Source organism: Pseudofrankia inefficax (assembly GCF_000166135.1).
Lineage (GTDB): Bacteria > Actinomycetota > Actinomycetes > Frankiales > Frankiaceae > Pseudofrankia > Pseudofrankia inefficax.
In genome coordinates, this window is the sequence record NC_014666.1 from 3,968,497 (window position 1) to 3,986,988 (window position 18,492).

The window sequence follows — 18,492 nt, forward strand, 5'->3', positions numbered from 1 at the left end:
GATCAGGCTCCCAGCAGTTCAAGGATGGTGGCGTTGGCCAGGCCGCCGCCCTCGCACATGGTCTGCAGTCCGTAGCGGATGCCGTTGTCACGCATGTGGTGGACGAGCGTCGTCATGATCCGCGCGCCGGAGGCGCCGAGCGGGTGCCCCAGCGCGATGGCCCCGCCGTTCGGGTTCAGCGCCGCCGGGTCCGCCCCGGTCTCGGCCAGCCAGGCCAGCGGGACCGGGGCGAACGCCTCGTTGACCTCGAAGACGCCGACGTCGCCGATCCGCAGCCCGGACCGGGACAGCGCCTTCCGGGTCGCCGGGATCGGGGCGCTCAGCATCATCACCGGGTCGTCGGCGGCGAGCACCGCCGTGTGCACCCGGGCGAGCGGGGCCAGCCCGAGCTCGCGGGCGCGGTCGCTCGTCGTCAGCAGGATCGCGGCGGCGCCGTCGCTGATCTGCGAGGCGTTGCCGGCGTGGATCACGCCGTCCGGCCTGAACGCCGGCTTCAGCCCGGCCAGCCGCTCTGCCGTCGTCCCCCGGCGAATCCCCTCGTCGGTGTCGAAGACGGAACCGTCCGGCAGCGGGTACGGGGCGATCTCGGCCTTGAAGGTCCCGGCGTCGATCGCGGCCGCGGCCTTCTCGTGCGACCGGGCGGCGAACTCGTCGAGCTCGGTCCGCGACAGGCCCCACTTCTCGGCCATCATCTCGGCGCCCAGGCCCTGGTTGAAGCCGTCGACGCCATACCGGGCGCGGATGGCGTCGGTGATCGGCTGGCCGAGGCCGGCGCCGCGGGCCGAGCCCAGCGGGATCCGCGACATCATCTCGACGCCGCCGGCGACGACGACGTCGTAGTGGCCGGCGACCAGCCCGGCGGCGGCGAAGTGGACGCTCTGCTGGGAGGACCCGCACTGGCGGTCGACGGTCGTCGCGGGCACGGTCTGGGGCCAGCCCGCGGACAGCACCGCGTTGCGGCCGATGTTGACGGCCTGCTCGCCGACCTGCTGGACGCAGCCCCAGATCACGTCGTCCACGAGGCTCGGGTCGACGCCCGAGCGCCGCTCCAGCTCGCACAGCACGTGCGCGCTGACGTCGATGCCGTGGCTGCCGGCCAGCGAGCCGTTCCGCCGGCCGATCGGGGTACGCACGGCGGCGACGATGACCGCGTCCCGTGTCATGATCTGCTCCTCACGCCTGGTCGCCCTTCGGCCCGTTCTGCCAGGAGTCGATGTCGCGCAGCACCTCCGCGTAGGGGCGCGCGCTGTCGTAGCTGGGCTCACGCGGGAGCCCGAGGATCTGTTCGCTGATCGCGTTGCGCTGCATCTCGTTGGTGCCGCCGGCGATGCTCGGCATCCGGCAGTTGAGGTACGCGAAGACGGCCGCGCCGGCGGGACCCACCGGCGCGGCCGGGTCCCAGGTGGCCGCCGCCGCGCCGCCGATCTCCAGCGCCATCCGGGCGCGCAGCGGCGTGAACGTGCCACGCAGGAGCTTTCCGTAGGAGGCCACCGACGCGCTGTCGCGCCCACCTGCCCGCCCGAGCGCGACGACGCGGCGCATGACCGCGTCGTAGACGCGGTCGTTGACGTGGGCGGTGGCGATGAGCTCGCGGACGTGTGGGTCGCCGAGGCGCCCGGCCGCGGTGGCCAGCGCGACGAGGTCGTCCGGGAACTCCCGGGCCGGGGTGGCGGTGCGGCCCGACTCGGCCCGGGAGCCGCCGCCGCGCTCCAGGGCGAGCAGGCGCCTGGTGATCGGCCAGCCGCCGTTCACGTCCCCGATCACATCGGCGTCGTCCAGCCGGACGTCGTCGAAGAACTCCTGGCACAGCTCGGCGCGGTCGTCGATCTGGCGGATCATCCGGACTTCCACGCCGGGCGCCTGGATCGGCACGGCGAACCAGGTCAGGCCGCGGTGCTTGGGGACCGTCCAGTCGGTCCTGACCAGGCACATGCCGTAGTCGGCGTAGTACGCGGCGCTGGACCACATCTTGGCGCCGTTGAGGCGCCAGCCGCCGTCCTCCCGGACCGCGGAGCTGCGCACCCCGGCCAGGTCCGAGCCGGCCTGCGGCTCCGAGTAGAACTGCACCCACAGCTCGTCTCCGGCGAGGACCCGCGGCACATGGCGGCGCAGGAACTCCGGCGACGCGCAGCCGAGCATCGTGGGGATGCAGATGTCGAAGGTGGTCTGGCCGGCGATCCCGAACCGGGGGGTGCGGAACGCCGCGGCCTCCTGCTGGAAGACCCGTTCGTGCGACGGGGTGAGGCCCCGGCCGCCGTACTCGGCCGGCCAGGCGATGCCGGCGAACCCGCCGTCGAAGATCCGTCGTTGCAGCGCCCGCTCCGGGGCCAGCAGCTCGGGCGTCCAGCGCTCCGGCGTGGTGGGCGGCCCGGCGGCCGGTTCGAGGTTCGCGTGGATCCAGGCTCGGGCCTCGGTCCGGAACGTCTCCAGGTCGACGGTGGCGTCGTCGGGCTCAGTCATCGCCGTCCTTCCCCTCCTGCTGCCCGCGCCACGGGGTGGCTGGGCTTGGTGGCGCGTCGGGCAGGTCGTGGAGCGCGAGGACCCTTCGGTAGTGGTGCGCCTCGTCGCCGTAGAGCGCGGCGTCGGTGGTGAGCCGGCGCAGGTAGAGGTGCTGGTCGTGCTCCCAGGTGAAGGCGATGCCGCCGAACACCTGCCAGCAGGTGTGCGCGACCTCGACGGCGGCGCGGCTGACGAAGGCCTTGGCCACCGACGCGGCGTCCCCGGGGCCCGTGCCGTCGAGGGCCTCGGCCGCCGCGTCGACGGCGGCCTTGCCGGCCTCGACGAGCGCGGCGGCGTCGGCGAGCTGGTGCTTGAGCGCCTGGAACGAGCCGATCGGCCGGCCGAAGGCGGTCCGGCTCTTCGCGTAGTCGATCGCGAGCTCCAGGTCGGCGCTCATCGCGCCGACCATCTCGGCCGCCGTCAGCACAGCGGCGAGGTCGAGCTGCCGTTGCGCCAGCGCGCCGGCAGCCTCGCCCACCTCGCCGACGACGTCCGCCGCGGCGACCTCCACACCGTCGAACCGGACCGAGCCGAATCGGCGGGTGACGTCGAGTGAGGCCAATGCCGTCACGGTGAGCCCTGGGGTGTCCTGGCGGACGAGTGCCTGGGCCACGCCGTCGGGGCCGGTCGCGGTCACCAGCAGCACGTCGGCCAGGTCGGCGTCCTGCACCGGCGTCGCGAGCCCCGACAGGCGCAGGCCGCCGGCGGTCCGGGCGTAGGTGACGGCGCCGAGGGCACCGGTGTCGCGGTCGTCGGCGAAAGCCCAGCTCACCCGCAGGACGCCCTCGAGAACACCGGGAAGAACCGCGCCCTGCTGGGACTCGTCGCCTGCCTCGGCCAGCGCGAGCGCCACCACGTTCGCCGGGACGAACGCCACCGGCTGCAGCCACCGGCCGCGCTCCTGCGCGATCACCACCGCGTCCGCCCCCGGCCGGCCGGAGACCGTCCCGCCGCCGTGCTTCTCCGGGACGAGCATGGCGAACCAGCCCAGCTCGGCCGCCTGCCGCAGGTAGTCCGACGGCACCTGCGCACCGCTGTCGGCGACCTCCCTGACCCGGCTGAGCGGGTACTGGGCGCGCGCGAAGCGCGAGGTCGCCGCGCGCAGCGCGCGCTGCTCCTCGGTGAGTACCGGTTCCGCGAGTTCCATAGCCGTTCGCCTACCTCATCCGTCCTGGTACTTCGCGGTCCTGCGCTCGGCGAACGCCTGGCGGCCCTCCCGGCTGTCGGCGGTCAGGCTGACCAGCACCTGGGCGCGGTCCTCCTGGACGACGGCATGGCGCAGCGAGGGCGCATCGACGTTCGCGAGCATCACGTCACGGGTCGTCCAGAGCGCGAACGGCGCGTTCGCCGCGATCGCGGCCGCGACCTCGACGGCGCCGGCGAGCGGATCGTCCACGACCCGCAGCACCAGGCCCCGCGCGTCGGCCTCCCGCGCGTCGATGATCCGGCCGGTCAACATCATCTCGAAGGCGAGCGTGGTGCCGACCGCGCGCGGCAGGTGGTAGGAGATGCCCACGTCCGCCCCGGACAGCCCGATCCGCACCGGCCCGACGCCGAACCGCGCCCCCGGGCCGGCGACCCTGGTGTCGCAGGCCAGCGCGAGCGCCAGGCCGGCGCCGACCGCCGGGCCGTGCACCGCCGCGACGAGCGCGGGGCGCAGCGCGTGCATCGACTCGACCAGTGCTGAGAAGGCCCGCTGGAACCGGAACTTGTACGGCACCTCGCCGAGGTCGTCGCTGTTCGGCGGCCGGCCCGGGGCACGCAGGTCCAGCCCGGCGCAGAAGCCCCGGCCGGCGCCGGCGAGGACGATCGCCCGCACGTCGCGGTCGGCGTCGAGGCCGGCGAAGGCCCGGCCCAGGTCGGTGAGCAGCTCGTGGGTGACGGAGTTCAGCGAGTCCGGGCGGTTGAGCGTCACGACGGCGACGTGCTCGGCCGGCCGGGAGACCAGGACCGTCATCGCGACGTGGCCCAGCGCTGAGCGATCGCGTCGGCGCCGGCTCGGCGCGGGCGGCTCGGCGCGGCGGGAGCGCTGCGCGAGAACCGGGGCGCCGGCGCGGGCTGCAGGTCGCCGGCGACGGGGGCGAACGTCCGCCGGGTGGCGAGCTGCGGATGGTCCGGTGCCTCGGCGAACGACAGGACCGGGGTGACACACGCGTCGCGGTCGGCGAACACCACCGCCCACTCGTCCCGGCCTCGGGACCGGAAGGCCGCGGCGATCCGGTCCCGCAGCAGTGGCCAGCCGGCGCGGTCCCGCTGGGCGGGCAGGTCCGCGGCGGCGAGACCGAGCCCGTCGAGCAGCTGGGCGTAGAACTTCGGCTCGACCGCGCCGACGGCGACGTACCGGCCGTCGGCGCACTCGTAGGTGTCGTAATAGGGCGCCCCCGAGTCGAGGGCGTTCGTCCCCCGGCGGTCCGACCACCTCCCGTCGGCCCGGAACGACCAGATCATCTGGCTCAGCACGCTCACTCCGTCCACCATCGCCGCGTCGACGACCTGACCGGCGCCGGACCGTTCCCGCTCCCACAGCGCGGCGAGGATGCCCACGAGCAGGAACATCGAGCCGCCACCGAAGTCGCCGACGAGGTTCAGCGGCGGCACCGGCCGGTCGCCCGCGTGCCCGATCGCGTTCAGCACCCCGGTCAGGGCGATGTAGTTGATGTCGTGGCCGGCCCGCGCCGCGAGCGGACCGTCCTGGCCCCACCCGGTGATCCGCGCGTACACCAGCCGCGGGTTCGCGGCCAGGCAGGCCGCCGGCCCGAGGCCGAGGCGTTCCAGCACCCCGGGGCGGAACGGGTCGATGAGCACGTCCGCGCCGGCGGCGAGCGCCAGGGCCCGGTCCCGGCCGGCCGGCGACTTCAGGTCGAGCTCGGTCGCCGTCCGCCCGCGCAGCAGGAAGTCCGAGTCCGGCGCCTGCTCGTGGGGGCGGCTGACGTGGACCACGTCGGCGCCGAGGTCGGCCAGGATCATCCCGGCGTGCGGGCCCGGCCCGAGGCCGGCGAGCTCCAGCACCCGCAGCCCGGTCAGCGGCCCCGCCATACCGGCGCCCTCCGCTCGGCGAAGGCCCGCGCACCCTCGCGGGCGTCCTCGGACGCGGCGACCGGCGCGACGATCTCGGACTGCCGGCGCCACCGCTCGTCGGCGCGCCACTGAGTCCCGTCGGTCGCGAGCAGCTTCGACGCGGCCACCGCCAGCGGGCCGTTGCCCGCGATCGTCGTCGCGAGCTCGACCGCCGTCTGGAGCGCCTCGCCCGGCTCGGCCAGGCGGTTGACCAGGCCGACGTCGAACGCCCGCGCCGCGTCGACCGGCTCACCGGTCAGCAGCAGTTCCAGCGCGACGGCCGGGGCGATCCGGCTGGCCAGGGTGAGCGCCCCGCCGCCGGAGGCGACCAGGCCGCGCTTCACCTCGGGTACTCCGAACCGGGCCGCCGTCGAGGCCACCACCAGGTCGCAGGCGAGCGCCAGCTCGAACCCGCCGGCCAGCGCCCAGCCCTCGACCGCCGCGACCATCGGCTTGCGCGGCCGGGTCTGGGTGATGCCGCACAGGCCGCGGCCCTCGATCACCGGCCGCTCGCCGCGCAGGAACGCCTTGAGGTCCATCCCGGAGCAGAAGGTGCCACCCGCGCCGGTGAGGACCCCGGCGCGCAGCTCGTCCGTCTCGTCCAGCTCGTCGACGGCGGCACAGATCTTCGTCGCGACGCTGAGGTCGAGCGCGTTGCGCGCCTCCGGCCGGTTGATCGTGATGACCTGGACCGCGCCGACGCGGCTCACCAGCACGTCGTCAGCCACCTGCCACCTCACTCTCCAACGCCGCCCAGACCCGGCCGCGGTGCAGCCGGTGGGTGCCCCACGCGGACAGCAGAGCCCGGACCTTCAGCAGCCAGACCGACAGGGTGTGCTCCGCCGTGTACCCGATCGCGCCGTGCACCTGCAGCGCCGTCCGGGCCGCCAGGTGTGCCCCGGTGGCGCAGGCGACCCACGCCGCCGAGACGTCTCGGCCCACGGTCGGCCCGCCCGGCCCGGCCACGGCGAGGGCTGCGCCCGACAGCAGCGGGCGGGCGAACTCCAGCGCGACCGCGACGTCGGCGAGCTGGTGCTTCACGGCCTGGAACGAGCCGATCGGCGCACCGAACTGGCGGCGCAGCTTCGCGTAGTCGACGGTCTGCTCCAGGAGTGCCGCGCCCGCTCCCAGCAGGTAGGCGGCCGTCGCCAGGGCGCCGCGGTCGAAGGCCGCCGCGGGGTCGACCGCGCCCAGCGGCTCGCCGGCCTCGACGACGCCGAGGCGCCGCGACGGGTCGACCGAGTCCCGGCCGCCGGTGACCCGCGCGTAGGCGAGCCCGCCGGCGGTCACGACGAAGGAAACGTCGGCCGCGGCGGCGTCGACGGCGTAGGGCACCCGCGGGGGCAGCGCCACGGTCGCGACGAGCGAGCCGGCGCCGATGGGTTCGAGCCGGTCCGCGGCCGGGGTTCCGGCGAGCAGCATCGGCAGCACCGCGACCGACTCGACATAGGGGCCCGGCACCGCGGCTCGGCCCAGCTGCTCGAAGGCGAGCACGAGATCGACCGGGGTGGCGTCGACGCCGCCGTGCTCCGGTGGCAGGCCCAGGGCGAGCACGCCCTGGTCGGCGAGCTTGCGCCACAGCGCGCGGCCCGGGGCCGGGTCGCCGGCGGCCCACGCCCGCGCGATCGACGGGGTGTCCTGGGCGGCGAGGAAGTCCCGCAGCGAGGCGGCGTAGTCGAGCTGCTCCGGCTGGGGCTGGAACCTCATCGGGGCAGCCCCAGCATCCGCTCGGCCACCACGTTGCGCTGGATCTCGTTGGTGCCGGCGTAGATCGGCCCGGCGAGCGAGAAGAGGTAGCCCGCCATCCAGTCGCCGTCCAGCTCGCCGTCGGCGCCCAGCAGGTCCAGCGCCGTCTCGTGCAGCGCGACGTCCAGGTCGGACCAGAAGATCTTGGCCAGCGACGACTCGGCGCCCAGCTCGCCGCCGTCGAGCAGTCTGGTGACGGTCTGCCAGGTGTGCAGCTGGTAGGCCCGCGCGGCGATCCAGGCGTCGGCGACGCGGCCGGTCACCCCTTCGCCCGCGCCGGTCTCGCCGCGTTCGAGCGCGAGCGCGCGCAGCCGGGCCGCCGAGGCGAGGAAGCGGCCGGGGGAGCGCAGCGACAGGCCGCGCTCGTTCGCCGCGGTCGACATCGCGACCCGCCAGCCGTTGCCCGGCGCCCCGAGCACGTCCTCGTCGGGCACGAACACGTCGTCCAGGAAGATCTCGGCGAAGCCGGGCCGGCCGTCGAGCTGGGGGATGCCGCGGACGGTGACCCCGTCGGCGCCCAGGTCGAACAGGAAGTACGTCAGGCCGCGGTGGCGCTCGGCGGCGGGATCGGTGCGGAACAGCCCGAAGCCGCGGTCGGCGAACGCGGCCCGCGTCGACCAGGTCTTCTGCCCGGACAGCCGCCAGCCGCCGTCGACCCGGTCGGCCCGGGACCGCAGCGCGGCCAGGTCGGAGCCGGCGTCCGGCTCCGACCACGCCTGCGCCCAGATCTGCTCCCCGCGCGCCATCGGCGGCAGCAGCCGAGCGCGCTGCTCGGGCGTGCCGTGGGCGAACAGCGTCGGCGCGAGCAGGAAGACGCCGTTCTGGCTGACCCGCGGCGGGGCGCCGGCCGCGTAGTACTCCTCCTCGAAGACCACCCAGTCCACGAGCGAGGCGTCCCGCCCGCCGAGCTCCGCCGGCCAGGACACGACCGACAGCCGAGCCTGCGCCAGCCGGGCCTCCCACGCGCGGTGCGCGGCGAAGCCCTCGGCCGTGTCCAACGGCGGCAACGGCGGCGCCGGGACGTTGTCGGCGAGCCACGCCCGCACCTCGTCGCGGAACGCCACGGTCGACGGGCCCAGTTCAAGATCCATAGTGGCAGCCGCTCTCAGGTCGCGCTTGTCTTCATGGCGCGCGCGTCCATCCCGCCCAGCGAGTCGGCGCCGACCTCGGCGTTGTGCGCGTGCGCGAAGTGGTGCAGCCCGAACACCGAGTCCATGCCCGCGCGCAGGCCCATCAGGTCCTCGCACTGGTTGACCGCCCGCTTCGTCAGCGCGAGGCCGAACGGTGGCATCCTGGCGATCCGCTCGGCGAGCGCGTCGGTCTCCGCCTCCAGCGCCTCGCGGGGCACGACGCGGCTGACGAAGCCGAGCTCGTACGCGCGCCGTGCGCTGAACCGGTCGCCGGTGAACAGCGCCTCCTTGGCGAACCGGGTGCCCAGCACCCACGGGTGGGCGAAGTACTCGACGCCGGGGATGCCCATCCGCACCACCGGGTCGGCGAAGAAGGCGTCCTCCGAGGCGACGACGAGATCGCAGGTGAACGCGAGCATCAGGCCGCCGGCGATGCAGGCGCCCTGGACCATCCCGATCACCGGCTTCGGGATCTCCCGCCAGCGCCGGCACATGCCCAGGTAGACCTCCATCTCGCGGGCGTAGCGCCGGTCCCCGCCGGCATGCCCGAGGTGGTCCCACCAGACGACGGCGCGGTTCTCGAAGTGCTCGTCGACGTCGCGGCCCGGCGTGCCGATGTCGTGGCCGGCCGAGAAATGCCGGCCCGCCCCGGCCAGCACGATCACCCGGACGGCGTCGTCGTCGACCGCCCGGGTGAAGGCCGCATCCAGCGCATAGGTCATCGCCGAGTTCTGCGCGTTGCGGTACTCCGGGCGGTCCATGGTCACGACCGCCGCCTCCCCGCGCCGCTCGTAGCGCACCGGATGATCTTCGGACACAGGGGAACTCCTTGAGGGCGGGCTGCTCCGGGCACCGATCGTGCGCGCTCGGCCGAAGCGGCGCACCCCTGCGTCCCGCAGACCGGGAACGCCAGCCGGGCCCGTGACCAGGCTGGATGCTCCGTTGCCTCTGGTCAGGGGCGTTTCGGCGTGGCATCATCGCCTCGCGGCGATACTGAAGGCCGTTCGGTATGGCCTTCGACAACCCGCGCCCGGTCCTCCGCCTCGGGCGGGACGGCACCCCTTGGGAGGCTTCGCGTGAGCACAGCACTGGACGTCAGACCCTCGGAAGCCGCGCTCGCGGAGGGCCAGGACCTGCCGGCCTCCATGATCGAGCGGATGACGCTGATTCTGGATCTGTTCAAGCGGCCCAAGACCCGGCTCAACCTCGAGAACGTCGTCAGCGCGACCAACCTGCCGCGCTCGACCGCCCACCGGATCCTCACGCAGCTGGAGCTCACGGGCTGGATCACCCACTCCGCCTCCGGCTACCGCCTGGGCTGGCGCGCGCTGTCGCTGGGCGGCCGTGACGTCGAGTACGGCCCGTTACGCGCCGCCGCCGCGCCGCGGTTACACGAGCTGGCCCTGCGCACCGACATGACGGCCCACCTCGCGGTCCTCGACTACCGCGACGTCTACTACCTCGACAAGGTCGGCGGCCAGAGCGCCACCGCGCTGCCGTCCCAGGTCGGCGGCCGGGCCCCGGCGCACCGCACCGCGTCGGGCCGGGCGATCCTGGCGTGGCTGTCACCCGAGCAGCTCGACCAGCTCTACGACGACCTTCCCCTCGACGGCCGCGCGTCCAACCTGGACGCGCTGCGCGGTGACCTGTCGACGATCCGCCACCGCAACGGGCTCTCCTTCGTCCGAGGCCTGTTCGACACGGGTTCCGTCGCGCTCGCGGTCCGCGGGGTCGACGGGCCGGTCGCGGCGATCTCGCTCAGCGGGCGCCAGGACCGCAGCCTGGAACGGCTGGTACCGCAGCTGGTCCACCATGTGCGCGCCATCGCCGCCGACCTGCGCGCCACGGACCTCTGACCCCGTGGCAACCGTCAAGGACTTCGACGCGCTGGCCGACCAGGTCCGCAACTGGTCGCGGTGGGGGACGGCGGACCAGCGTGGGACGCTCAACCTGATCACCCCCGAGGTCGTGCGGAAGGCCGCCGCGACCATCACGGACGGCACGACGTTCCCGCTGGGCATGGACCTCTCGCCGCGGGGGCCCCAGCTGCCCGGCGAGGTGACCGGGCGCATGAACCCGATCCGCACGATGCTCGCCGTCAACGTGCCGCTCGCGCCGCCACCGGACACCTCGGCGTACAGCGACGATCTCGTGATCACGCCCACGCAGACGGCGACGCACTGGGACGCCCTCTCGCACACCAGCTTCCGCGCCTCGCTCTACAACGGCATCCCCGCCGGCGTCATCACCGCGGCCGGAGCCACCGAGCTCGGCATCGACCGGTTCGGGGTGGTGCTGTCCCGCGGGGTGCTCCTCGACGTCGCGCGCCACGTCGGCGGCGCGCACCTGCCGCGCAAGTTCGCCATCACGCGAGAGGTGCTCGAGGCCACCGAACGGGCCCAGGGCGTCGCCGTCGAGCCGGGTGACGTGGTCCTCGTCCGCACCGGTCTGGGGCGCTTCTTCCTCGACGGCGACATTCCCGGGTACCGGACCGAGGTGCCGGCGCTCGACGTCGACGCGGCGCTGTACTTCCACGAGCGCGACGTCGCGGCCGTCGCGATCGACAACATGCCGACCGAGCTGCTGCCGTCGGCCGTCGAGGGCGTCGCTCTCCCACTGCACACCCTCTGCCTGGTGATGATGGGCCTTCCCCTGGGGGAGAACTGGGTGCTGGAGGACCTGGCACAGGCGTGTGCCGCCGACGGGCGGTACGCGTTCCTGCTCGACGCCACGCCGGAGCCGTTCGTGAACAGCACCGGTGGTCTCGTCAGCCCGGTCGCGATCCGCTAGCGGGAGGAGCCCCGATGATCTCCAGTGCCGCCGGCTCGATCGGCGACCGCATCCGGCGGATCTCTCACGTGGTCGTGAACGTGAGCGACCTCGACCGGTCGGTCCAGTTCTACGAGAAGGTCTCCCCGCTTCGCCTGGTCACCACCTTCGAGGCGCCTGAGCAGTCGTTCGAGCCCCTGCGCCTCGGCTGCGACCGGGCCCGGTTCGTCGCGGCTGTGCTGGAGGACCAGACCGGAGGCGACCCGGTCGCCGTCCACCTGGTCCAGTGGGTGAACCCGCCGCCGACCGGAGCCGCCTACCGGACCTTTCTCGACAGCGGCATCACGAAGCTCGGGATCTGCTACCCGGACCCGGAGCGCAAACGGGCCCAGCTGCGAGAGGCCGGGGCCGTGCTGACCAACGAGAAGACCGTACGGAACTACTTCACGACGACCGATCCCGACGGGATCTTCGTCTCGTTCATCAACCTGCCGGGCACGGTGTCCGAGCGGCTGTTCCACACGTGCCTGGCGATGACGGCGCCGGTAGACCAGACGGTTCGTTTCTACCGTGACGTGCTGGGGCTGGAGCACTGGATGAGAGTCGCCGTTCCTGAGCCCGTCCCGGCGTCGCTCGGTGCCGGGTCGGACCTGGGCTTCTACGAGTCGCATTTCTTCCGCGGCTGGGGCGACCACCGCTTCTCGCTGGACTGCTCGAAGAACTTCCTGCCCTACGCGCAGGCCGCGCCGCCGCGCGAGGCGGCCCACCACATCGGCATCGCCCGCTTCGCGATCGAGGTCGACGACGTCGGACGCTGCTTCGACGTGCTGCGCGCGGCCAGCGCCGGCCTCGACCATGGCCCGGTCGGCGCCGGGCCGGTGCGCTGGGTGTACGGCCCGCCGTTCGGCCCGCGCCGGGTGCTGGTGGTCCGCGACCCGTCCGGCCACCTGTTCGAGCTGTTCACACCGGAGCAGCGGCCCTTCCTGGACCGCGCGCCCGGCACCGCCCAGGCCGGGCACCCGCCGGCAGCCCCCAGTGCCGACGGCGGATGACCGGAAAGCCGTCCCGCGCCCGCGCGGCCGGGCCGATCCGCCCGTGGCGGGCGGCCCCGCGTCCGGCGGCGACCGGGCTCCCGACCAGCGGGAGACGGCGTCGCCCACGTCCTTTCCGCCCCCTTACGATTCGCCGACGATTCTCCGGCTATCGACGGACAGGTCATGACTCAGGACAATGCGATCGTGGACGCGACCGAGCTTGAGCGCGCCCGGGCCAAATACCGACTGGAACGCGACAAGCGCATCGACCCGGCGCGCCATGACATCGTCGACCTGACCGAGCATCCGGAGTATCTGGAGGATCCCTATACCGGGGTCGTCGAACGCGAGCCGGTCACCGACGCCGTCGACGCCGTCGTGGTCGGCGCCGGGTTCGGCGGGCTGCTCGCGGCCCTGCACCTGAAGAAGCAGGGGCTGGCCCGGGTCCGGCTGGTCGAGAAGGCCGGGGACGTCGGGGGCGTCTGGTACTGGAACCGCTATCCGGGCGCGATGTGCGACGTCGAGTCGTACGTCTACCTGCCGATGCTCGAAGAGCTCGGCTACATCCCCCGGCACCGGTACTCCTACGCGCCGGAGATCTTCGAGCACGCCCGCCGGATCGCCCGCCACTTCGATCTCTACGGCCTCGCGCTGTTTCACACCGCGGTCACCGGCATGACCTGGGAGCCGGCGACCGGGACGTGGCAGGTGCGGACCAGCCGGGGCGACCGGATCGCCGCTCGCTACGTGGTCGTCGCGCACGGCTCCTTCGGCTCGTTGAAGCTGCCCGCGATCCCGGGCATCGACGGCTTCAAGGGCGCGATGTTCCATACCTCCCGGTGGGACTACGAGTACACCGGAGGCGACTCCCAGTCGCCGCTGGACAAGCTCGGTGACAAGACCGTCGGCATCATCGGTACCGGCGCCTCCGCGGTGCAGGTCGTCCCGGCGGTCGCGCGGGCGGCCCAGCAGCTGTACGTGTTCCAGCGGACCCCGTCCACCGTGGGCGTGCGTGACAACACCGAGACGGATCCGGTCTGGGCCGCCTCGCTGCGGCCGGGCTGGCAGCGGCGCCGGCGGGAGAACTTCACGCGGATCACGAACGGGGAGGCCGTCGGCGAGGACCTGGTCCGGGACGCGTGGACGACCTTCTTCCACGCGATGCTGAACGAAGTCGACCTCGGCGAGCTGACGCCCGAACAGCGGTCGGGACGGCGCGAGCTGATCGACCTGCAGCACATGGAGAACATCCGGGCGCGGATCACGCAGGAGGTGCACGACCCCGCCGTCGCGGAGGCGTTGAAGCCCTACTACCGGTACCAGTGCAAGCGGCCCTGCTTCCACGACGACTACCTTCCGGCCTTCAACCGGCCCAATGTGCACCTCGTCGATACCAACGGCCGTGGCGTCGAGCGCGTCACCGCCTCGGCCGTCGTGGTCGGCGGGGAGGAGTACCCGGTCGACTGCCTGATCCTCGCGACGGGCTTCGACCAGGAGTCGACGTACGTGAGCCGGATCGGTTTCGACGTCGTCGGGCCGCACGGCGAGGTGCTGTCGCAGAAGTGGGCGGACGGCCCGGAGACCCTGCACGGGGTCATGACGGCCGGGTTCCCGAACTTCTTCTTTCAGCCGACCAACTACATGCAGGGGACGGCGGGCGTCAACTTCGTCCACACGCTGGAGGAGAACGCCGTCCACATCGCGGCGATCATCGGCGAGTTCGAACGGCGAGGGGTGTACGGGAGCCCGGCCAGGTCGGCGGAGCAGGAATACGTCGCCCGCGTCACCTCGGGGGAGGGCCTGGCCCTCATCGGAGACGGCCGCCGGTTCCTCCAGGAGTGCACGCCGGGCCGCTGGAACAACGAGGGCGACCCCGACGCCCAGCCGTCGAAGGCCGTGAACCACCCGGGTACCTCGACGCTGTACTTCGCCATGCTCAAGCGCTGGCGGGACGACGGTGACCTGCTCGGGCTCGAGCTGACCCCCGTGCCCGACACCGAGGCGCTCTCCTGACAATCCCGGCACGCCGGATACCCGCCAGCGTTCCGTGACCTGACTGCCGGTGGCCCCGCGCTCCGGCGCGCATTCAAATCCTCGCGGCGCCGGTGCGGGCAAACCCGCGAATATGGCGGCCCACGGGTCCGGTCCCAGCCACCGGGAATGCCCGCTGGACCGCCAGGTGTACCGGAACTATCTTGGCCGCCAATACCAGGGGCCGCTGGGACCGCGGCATCGACATTACGAGTCGCGCTGCCGGAAACGGTGATGTCACCGTCCTCCAGCTGCGTCGGATTCCGTTTTCATGGCCAATTTTCGCCGGGCCTCAGAACGCTGCGGCGTTCTCGATCGCCGTGAACAGGAACGTCGCGCTGGACGGTTGTACCGGCCGCGCGGGAGCAGACGAGGGGGGCTCGGCGATGTCAAGGTCCGTGGTCATAAGCGGCGGCGGAACCGGGATCGGCCGGAGCATCGCGCGCTCGTTCGTCGAGAACGGGAACGAGGTCGTCATCATCGGCCGTCGAGCCGCGGTGCTGAATACAGCGGCGACCGAGCTCGGCGACCGGGTCCGGCCGGTCGTCTGTGATCTCGCCGATCCCGTAGCGGTCCAGCGGGCCCTGATCGAGCTGCCGGCGCGGATCGACGTCCTGGTGAACGCCGCCGGCGCGAACCTGGCGACCCGGACGCCGCGGCCGGATTCCCTCGCCGAGGTCGTCGCGCTGTGGGAAGGGCAGGTCCGCGCCAATCTGCTCACCACCGTGGCGTTGACCTGCGCGGTGCTGGACCGCCTCGGGCCTGGCGGGCGGATCGTCGGCTTCAGCTCCGGCGCCGCGCGTTCCGGCGGTCCACACTCCTACGGCTACGGCGTGGCGAAGGCCGCGGTGGAGGCCTGGGCCCGCGGCCTCTCCGCCGAGGTCGGCTCCCGGGGAATCACCGTCAACGCCGTCGCGCCGGGTCTCACGGACGGGACCGAATTCTTCCCCGCCGACGTCGACGACGAGACGCGCGCCCGCCTGGTGGCGCGGGCGGACAACAGGCGCGCGGGCACCACCGGCGACGTCGCGGCCGCCGTGTTGTTCCTGACCTCTCCCGACGCCGGCCACATCTCCGGCCAGACCTTGGCGGTGGACGGGGGTGTGGCTCTCTCCCGGTAAGCGCCGGGAGCCCAGGTAGGTCCTTGAAATCCCGTTGTCTCCGAACGACGACTGCATATCTGACAAAGGTGGGGAAATGAACGCAGGACTCAGAAAGTCGACCGCATTATTAACGGCCGTGGTGGCCGCCGGAGTGCTCGCCTCCGCGTGCAAGTCGAACGCGTCCTCCGGGTCCAGCGGCGGTTCGAGCCCGGCCGCGGCGAACAGCGCGGCCGCGAACGGCTCGTTCAGCGTCGATGCGGCGAACTGCCCGGCCGACGCGAAGACGGCGCTCGCCAGCGGCGAGACGATCAAGGTGGGTGACGTACTCGCGCTGTCCGGCCCGGCCGCGGTGGCAGCCGGGTACGCGCAGGGCATGAAGCTGTACTTCGACAAGGTCAACGCGGAGAGCAACGGTGTCGACGGCCACAAGCTCCAGCTGATCGCGAAGGACGACCAGTACGACCCGACGAAGACCGTCCCGCAGGTCACCAGCCTGCTGGGCCAGGACCACGTCTTCTCCATCGTCGGGGAGACCGGGACGGTGAACGCCGCGGCGGTCCAGCCGGCCGTCGAGAAGTCCTGCACGCCGCAGCTGGAGGTGATCTCCACCTCCCAGTTCAGCGACCCGGCGAAGCACCCGTGGACCACGACCGCCTTCGCGACGGCGGCGGCCGAGGCCGTGGTCTGGGCCAAGTACATCGCGCAGGAGAAGCCCGGCGCCACGGTCGGCTACGTGGCCGTCGACAACGACGCGGGCGCCACCTACATCAACCAGTTCTCCACCGCGGCCAAGACGGCGGGCCTGAAGATCGTCGCCGGTGAGAAGTACGCGCTGACCGCGACCAACATCTCGAGCCAGATCACCGCGGTCCTGGCCGCCAAGCCGGACTTCGTGATCGGCATGGTGTTCAACAGCGTGTGCGCCCAGGTGCCGAACCTCCTCGCTCAGGGTGGCTACACGGGCGGTCTCATCGAGACCACGACCTGCGGGTCGAAGGCCATCCTCGGGCCGCTGGGCGACCGCGCGAACAACCTCGTCTACGCGGCGTCCTTCCGTGATCCCACCCTGCCGGTGAACGCGGACCAGGCCGACGTCAAGACCTTCGCGGCGGACGCCTCGAAGTACGGCGGCAGCGGTTTCGCGGTTTCCTCCTTCACGGTCGTGGGATACCGGTTGGCCAAGCTGTACGTCGACACCCTGCGGGCCGCGTCGGCGCTGCCCGGTGGCCTGACCCGGGTGAACGTCATGAACGCCGCCTGGAATCTCAACACCACGTTGTTCGACTCGTACTGCGGCGCCGCCAAGACCAGTGGCCCGGCGGACCCGTACGTCGACGAGTGCCTCGCGGTCCTGCAGTACAACGCGACCGACGGCCCGAAGCAGCTCACCACCTTCGACGCGGAGGGCACCACCGCCAAGCTCGGAGCCTGACGGGCCCGGGACGGCCGCGCGAGCGGCCGTCCCGTACCCACACCTGCCGCCCCCGTCGCGCGGCGCGAGCCGGGTCCGGCCAGGTCCCGAAGAGCGGGAATGGCCGGTGACCGTCGCACGGCCGGCTGGTTAGCGTTCCCGCCCAGCTCACAGCGCTGACCGCGACGGAAATGGTTCGGTCACGAGAGGAGGAATCCGAATGGCCCTGCTGGACGTCGAGGACGTCAGCGTCCGTTTCGGCGGTGTGGTCGCCCTGGATGGCGTCTCGTTCGACATCGAGGCCGGCCAGGTCTGCGGCCTCATCGGCCCGAACGGCGCGGGCAAGACGACGCTTTTCAACTGCATCAACCGCATCTATCAGCCGACCGAGGGAAAGCTGACATTCGACGGCCGCGATCTCCTTCACATCCCCGCCCACGGAATCTCGCGGGCCGGCATCTCCCGGACCTTCCAGAACCTCGCGCTGTTTCCTTCGCTCACCGTGCTGGACAACGTGATGATCGGGGCGCACTCGTCGTCCCGGCAGAACTGGCTCAGCGCGCCGCTGCGGTTCGGCACCAGGCGGGAGGAGACGAGGCTGCGGTCGCGGGCCGCGGACATCCTCCGGTCGCTGGATCTTGACCGGTTCGCCCTGCTGCCGTGCGCGGGGCTGCCGTTCGGAACACTCAAGCGGATCGAGATCGCCCGCGCCATCGCCAACGGACCACGGCTCCTCCTGCTGGACGAGCCGGCCTCCGGCCTGACCCACAGCGAGGTCGACGAGCTGGCCGGCACGCTGCGCCAGCTCCGGGCCGAACGGGACCTCACGCTGCTGCTGGTGGAGCACCACATGCAGATGGTCATGGGCCTCTCGGACAAGGTCGTGGTGCTCGACTTCGGCAAGAAGATCGCCGAGGGCCGCCCGGCCGACATCCAGAACGACCCGCTGGTGATCGAGGCCTACCTGGGCAGCGCGGTGTCATGACGGCACTTCTCGAGGTCGACGGGCTGAGCGCCACCTACGGCCAGGCGCCGGTGCTGCACGGGCTGGACTTCACGGTCGGGGAGAGCGAGATCGTCGTCCTGCTCGGCGCCAACGGAGCGGGCAAGACGACGACACTGCGGGCGCTGTCCCAGCTGGAGTCGGTCACGGTCGGCGGGAAGATCCGGCTGCGTGGCCGGTCGCTCGTCGGCCTGTCGCCCCAGACCGTCGTGCGGCGGGGAGTCAGCCACGTCCCGCAGGGACGCGGCACGTTCGGCGACCTGACCGTCGAGGAGAACCTCCTGGCCGGCGCCTACGTGCGCCGGGACCGCCAGGGCGTGCGCAGCGACATCGCGCGGTGGTTCGACACGTTCCCGCGGCTGGCCGAGCGTCGCGAGCAGCGCGCCGGAACGCTCTCCGGCGGCGAGCAGCAGATGCTCGCCATCGCCCGGGCCAGCATGAGCCGCCCGGCCCTGCTGCTGCTCGACGAGCCGTCGCTCGGACTGGCACCGCTGATCATTCGCGGTCTCTTCGACCTGCTCGGCGGGCTCAACCGTGACCACGGCACGACCATGCTGATCGTCGAGCAGAACGCGAACCTGGCGCTGTCCATCGCGAACCGCGGATACGTCATGGAGGCGGGCACGATCGCCGTCTCCGGCGACGCCGACCAACTACGGACCGACGACGCGGTCCGCCGCGCCTATCTGGGCTTCTAGGGGAGGTCGAC

Annotated in this window: 17 protein-coding genes; 8 read left to right on the forward strand and 9 right to left on the reverse strand. The window is 72.6% G+C overall.

Annotation, left to right across the window (positions count from 1 at the left end):
* Window positions 1–2: 2 nt before the first annotated feature.
* From FRAEUI1C_RS16085 to FRAEUI1C_RS16125, 9 genes are read right to left on the reverse strand one after another with little or no spacing between them, the layout of a single operon-like run.
* Complete coding sequence (locus FRAEUI1C_RS16085; protein ID WP_013424365.1) at window positions 3–1,163, reverse strand: thiolase family protein; 1,161 nt, start codon at window positions 1,161–1,163, stop codon at window positions 3–5.
* A gap of 10 nt (window positions 1,164–1,173) precedes the next feature.
* Entirely contained in the window at window positions 1,174–2,460 is a 1,287-nt protein-coding gene (locus tag FRAEUI1C_RS16090; protein ID WP_013424366.1) for an acyl-CoA dehydrogenase family protein, read from the reverse strand.
* A complete protein-coding gene (locus tag FRAEUI1C_RS16095) occupies window positions 2,453–3,646 on the reverse strand; it encodes an acyl-CoA dehydrogenase family protein (RefSeq protein ID WP_013424367.1) in 1,194 nt (397 codons plus the stop codon). Before FRAEUI1C_RS16095 ends, FRAEUI1C_RS16090 begins: the two co-directional genes overlap by 8 nt.
* 15 nt (window positions 3,647–3,661) lie before the next feature.
* Entirely contained in the window at window positions 3,662–4,456 is a 795-nt protein-coding gene (locus tag FRAEUI1C_RS16100; RefSeq protein WP_013424368.1) for an enoyl-CoA hydratase/isomerase family protein, read from the reverse strand.
* Complete coding sequence (locus FRAEUI1C_RS16105; RefSeq protein WP_013424369.1) at window positions 4,453–5,535, reverse strand: CaiB/BaiF CoA transferase family protein; 1,083 nt, start codon at window positions 5,533–5,535, stop codon at window positions 4,453–4,455. The genes FRAEUI1C_RS16100 and FRAEUI1C_RS16105 overlap by 4 nt, the downstream gene beginning before the upstream one ends.
* Entirely contained in the window at window positions 5,520–6,284 is a 765-nt protein-coding gene (locus FRAEUI1C_RS16110; RefSeq protein WP_013424370.1) for a crotonase/enoyl-CoA hydratase family protein, read from the reverse strand. The genes FRAEUI1C_RS16105 and FRAEUI1C_RS16110 overlap by 16 nt, the downstream gene beginning before the upstream one ends.
* Window positions 6,277–7,263, reverse strand: a complete 987-nt coding sequence (locus FRAEUI1C_RS16115) for an acyl-CoA dehydrogenase family protein (RefSeq protein WP_013424371.1) — start codon at window positions 7,261–7,263, stop codon at window positions 6,277–6,279. Before FRAEUI1C_RS16115 ends, FRAEUI1C_RS16110 begins: the two co-directional genes overlap by 8 nt.
* Window positions 7,260–8,393: an acyl-CoA dehydrogenase family protein gene (locus tag FRAEUI1C_RS16120; RefSeq protein ID WP_013424372.1), complete on the reverse strand. Its 1,134-nt coding sequence runs from the start codon at window positions 8,391–8,393 to the stop codon at window positions 7,260–7,262. The genes FRAEUI1C_RS16115 and FRAEUI1C_RS16120 overlap by 4 nt, the downstream gene beginning before the upstream one ends.
* A 14-nt stretch (window positions 8,394–8,407) precedes the next feature.
* Window positions 8,408–9,250 carry an enoyl-CoA hydratase gene (locus FRAEUI1C_RS16125; protein ID WP_013424373.1) on the reverse strand — a complete coding sequence of 281 codons (843 nt, stop codon included), beginning with the start codon at window positions 9,248–9,250 and terminating at the stop codon, window positions 8,408–8,410.
* A gap of 258 nt (window positions 9,251–9,508) precedes the next feature.
* Between FRAEUI1C_RS16125 and FRAEUI1C_RS16130 the strand changes: the two genes are divergently transcribed.
* The 8 genes from FRAEUI1C_RS16130 (at window position 9,509) to FRAEUI1C_RS16165 (ending at window position 18,481) form a co-directional block, all read left to right on the forward strand.
* The gene (locus FRAEUI1C_RS16130) at window positions 9,509–10,288 is read left to right on the forward strand and encodes an IclR family transcriptional regulator (protein ID WP_013424374.1); all 780 of its coding nucleotides are present in this window, start codon (window positions 9,509–9,511) and stop codon (window positions 10,286–10,288) included.
* A 4-nt stretch (window positions 10,289–10,292) separates the two neighbouring features.
* Window positions 10,293–11,222, forward strand: coding sequence for a cyclase family protein (locus FRAEUI1C_RS16135; protein WP_013424375.1), 930 nt, complete (start codon window positions 10,293–10,295; stop codon window positions 11,220–11,222).
* A gap of 14 nt (window positions 11,223–11,236) precedes the next feature.
* On the forward strand, window positions 11,237–12,253 hold the full coding sequence (locus FRAEUI1C_RS16140) for a VOC family protein (RefSeq protein WP_013424376.1): 1,017 nt from the start codon (window positions 11,237–11,239) through the stop codon (window positions 12,251–12,253).
* 165 nt (window positions 12,254–12,418) lie between these two features.
* Window positions 12,419–14,248 (forward strand): flavin-containing monooxygenase, encoded by a 1,830-nt coding sequence (locus FRAEUI1C_RS16145; RefSeq protein WP_013424377.1) that lies wholly within the window; start codon window positions 12,419–12,421, stop codon window positions 14,246–14,248.
* A gap of 404 nt (window positions 14,249–14,652) precedes the next feature.
* Window positions 14,653–15,387, forward strand: coding sequence for an SDR family NAD(P)-dependent oxidoreductase (locus tag FRAEUI1C_RS16150; RefSeq protein WP_013424378.1), 735 nt, complete (start codon window positions 14,653–14,655; stop codon window positions 15,385–15,387).
* A 76-nt stretch (window positions 15,388–15,463) separates the two neighbouring features.
* Entirely contained in the window at window positions 15,464–16,801 is a 1,338-nt protein-coding gene (locus FRAEUI1C_RS16155; RefSeq protein ID WP_013424379.1) for an ABC transporter substrate-binding protein, read from the forward strand.
* A gap of 199 nt (window positions 16,802–17,000) precedes the next feature.
* Complete coding sequence (locus tag FRAEUI1C_RS16160) at window positions 17,001–17,765, forward strand: ABC transporter ATP-binding protein (protein WP_013424380.1); 765 nt, start codon at window positions 17,001–17,003, stop codon at window positions 17,763–17,765.
* Window positions 17,762–18,481: an ABC transporter ATP-binding protein gene (locus FRAEUI1C_RS16165; RefSeq protein ID WP_013424381.1), complete on the forward strand. Its 720-nt coding sequence runs from the start codon at window positions 17,762–17,764 to the stop codon at window positions 18,479–18,481. Before FRAEUI1C_RS16160 ends, FRAEUI1C_RS16165 begins: the two co-directional genes overlap by 4 nt.
* The last annotated feature ends 11 nt before the right edge of the window (window positions 18,482–18,492 follow it).

Bases quoted from the DNA above. Each gene is read 5' to 3' on its own strand.
- FRAEUI1C_RS16100 (WP_013424368.1), bottom strand. From the start codon at position 4,456: ATGACGGTCCTGGTCTCCCGGCCGGCCGAGCACGTCGCCGTCGTGACG.
- FRAEUI1C_RS16150 (WP_013424378.1), top strand. From the start codon at position 14,653: ATGTCAAGGTCCGTGGTCATAAGCGGCGGCGGAACCGGGATCGGCCGG.
- FRAEUI1C_RS16165 (WP_013424381.1), top strand. From the start codon at position 17,762: ATGACGGCACTTCTCGAGGTCGACGGGCTGAGCGCCACCTACGGCCAG.
- FRAEUI1C_RS16140 (WP_013424376.1), top strand. From the start codon at position 11,237: ATGATCTCCAGTGCCGCCGGCTCGATCGGCGACCGCATCCGGCGGATC.
- FRAEUI1C_RS16090 (WP_013424366.1), bottom strand. From the start codon at position 2,460: ATGACTGAGCCCGACGACGCCACCGTCGACCTGGAGACGTTCCGGACC.
- FRAEUI1C_RS16115 (WP_013424371.1), bottom strand. From the start codon at position 7,263: ATGAGGTTCCAGCCCCAGCCGGAGCAGCTCGACTACGCCGCCTCGCTG.
- FRAEUI1C_RS16095 (WP_013424367.1), bottom strand. From the start codon at position 3,646: ATGGAACTCGCGGAACCGGTACTCACCGAGGAGCAGCGCGCGCTGCGC.
- FRAEUI1C_RS16155 (WP_013424379.1), top strand. From the start codon at position 15,464: ATGAACGCAGGACTCAGAAAGTCGACCGCATTATTAACGGCCGTGGTG.
- FRAEUI1C_RS16145 (WP_013424377.1), top strand. From the start codon at position 12,419: ATGACTCAGGACAATGCGATCGTGGACGCGACCGAGCTTGAGCGCGCC.
- FRAEUI1C_RS16160 (WP_013424380.1), top strand. From the start codon at position 17,001: ATGGCCCTGCTGGACGTCGAGGACGTCAGCGTCCGTTTCGGCGGTGTG.
- FRAEUI1C_RS16105 (WP_013424369.1), bottom strand. From the start codon at position 5,535: ATGGCGGGGCCGCTGACCGGGCTGCGGGTGCTGGAGCTCGCCGGCCTC.
- FRAEUI1C_RS16120 (WP_013424372.1), bottom strand. From the start codon at position 8,393: ATGGATCTTGAACTGGGCCCGTCGACCGTGGCGTTCCGCGACGAGGTG.
- FRAEUI1C_RS16085 (WP_013424365.1), bottom strand. From the start codon at position 1,163: ATGACACGGGACGCGGTCATCGTCGCCGCCGTGCGTACCCCGATCGGC.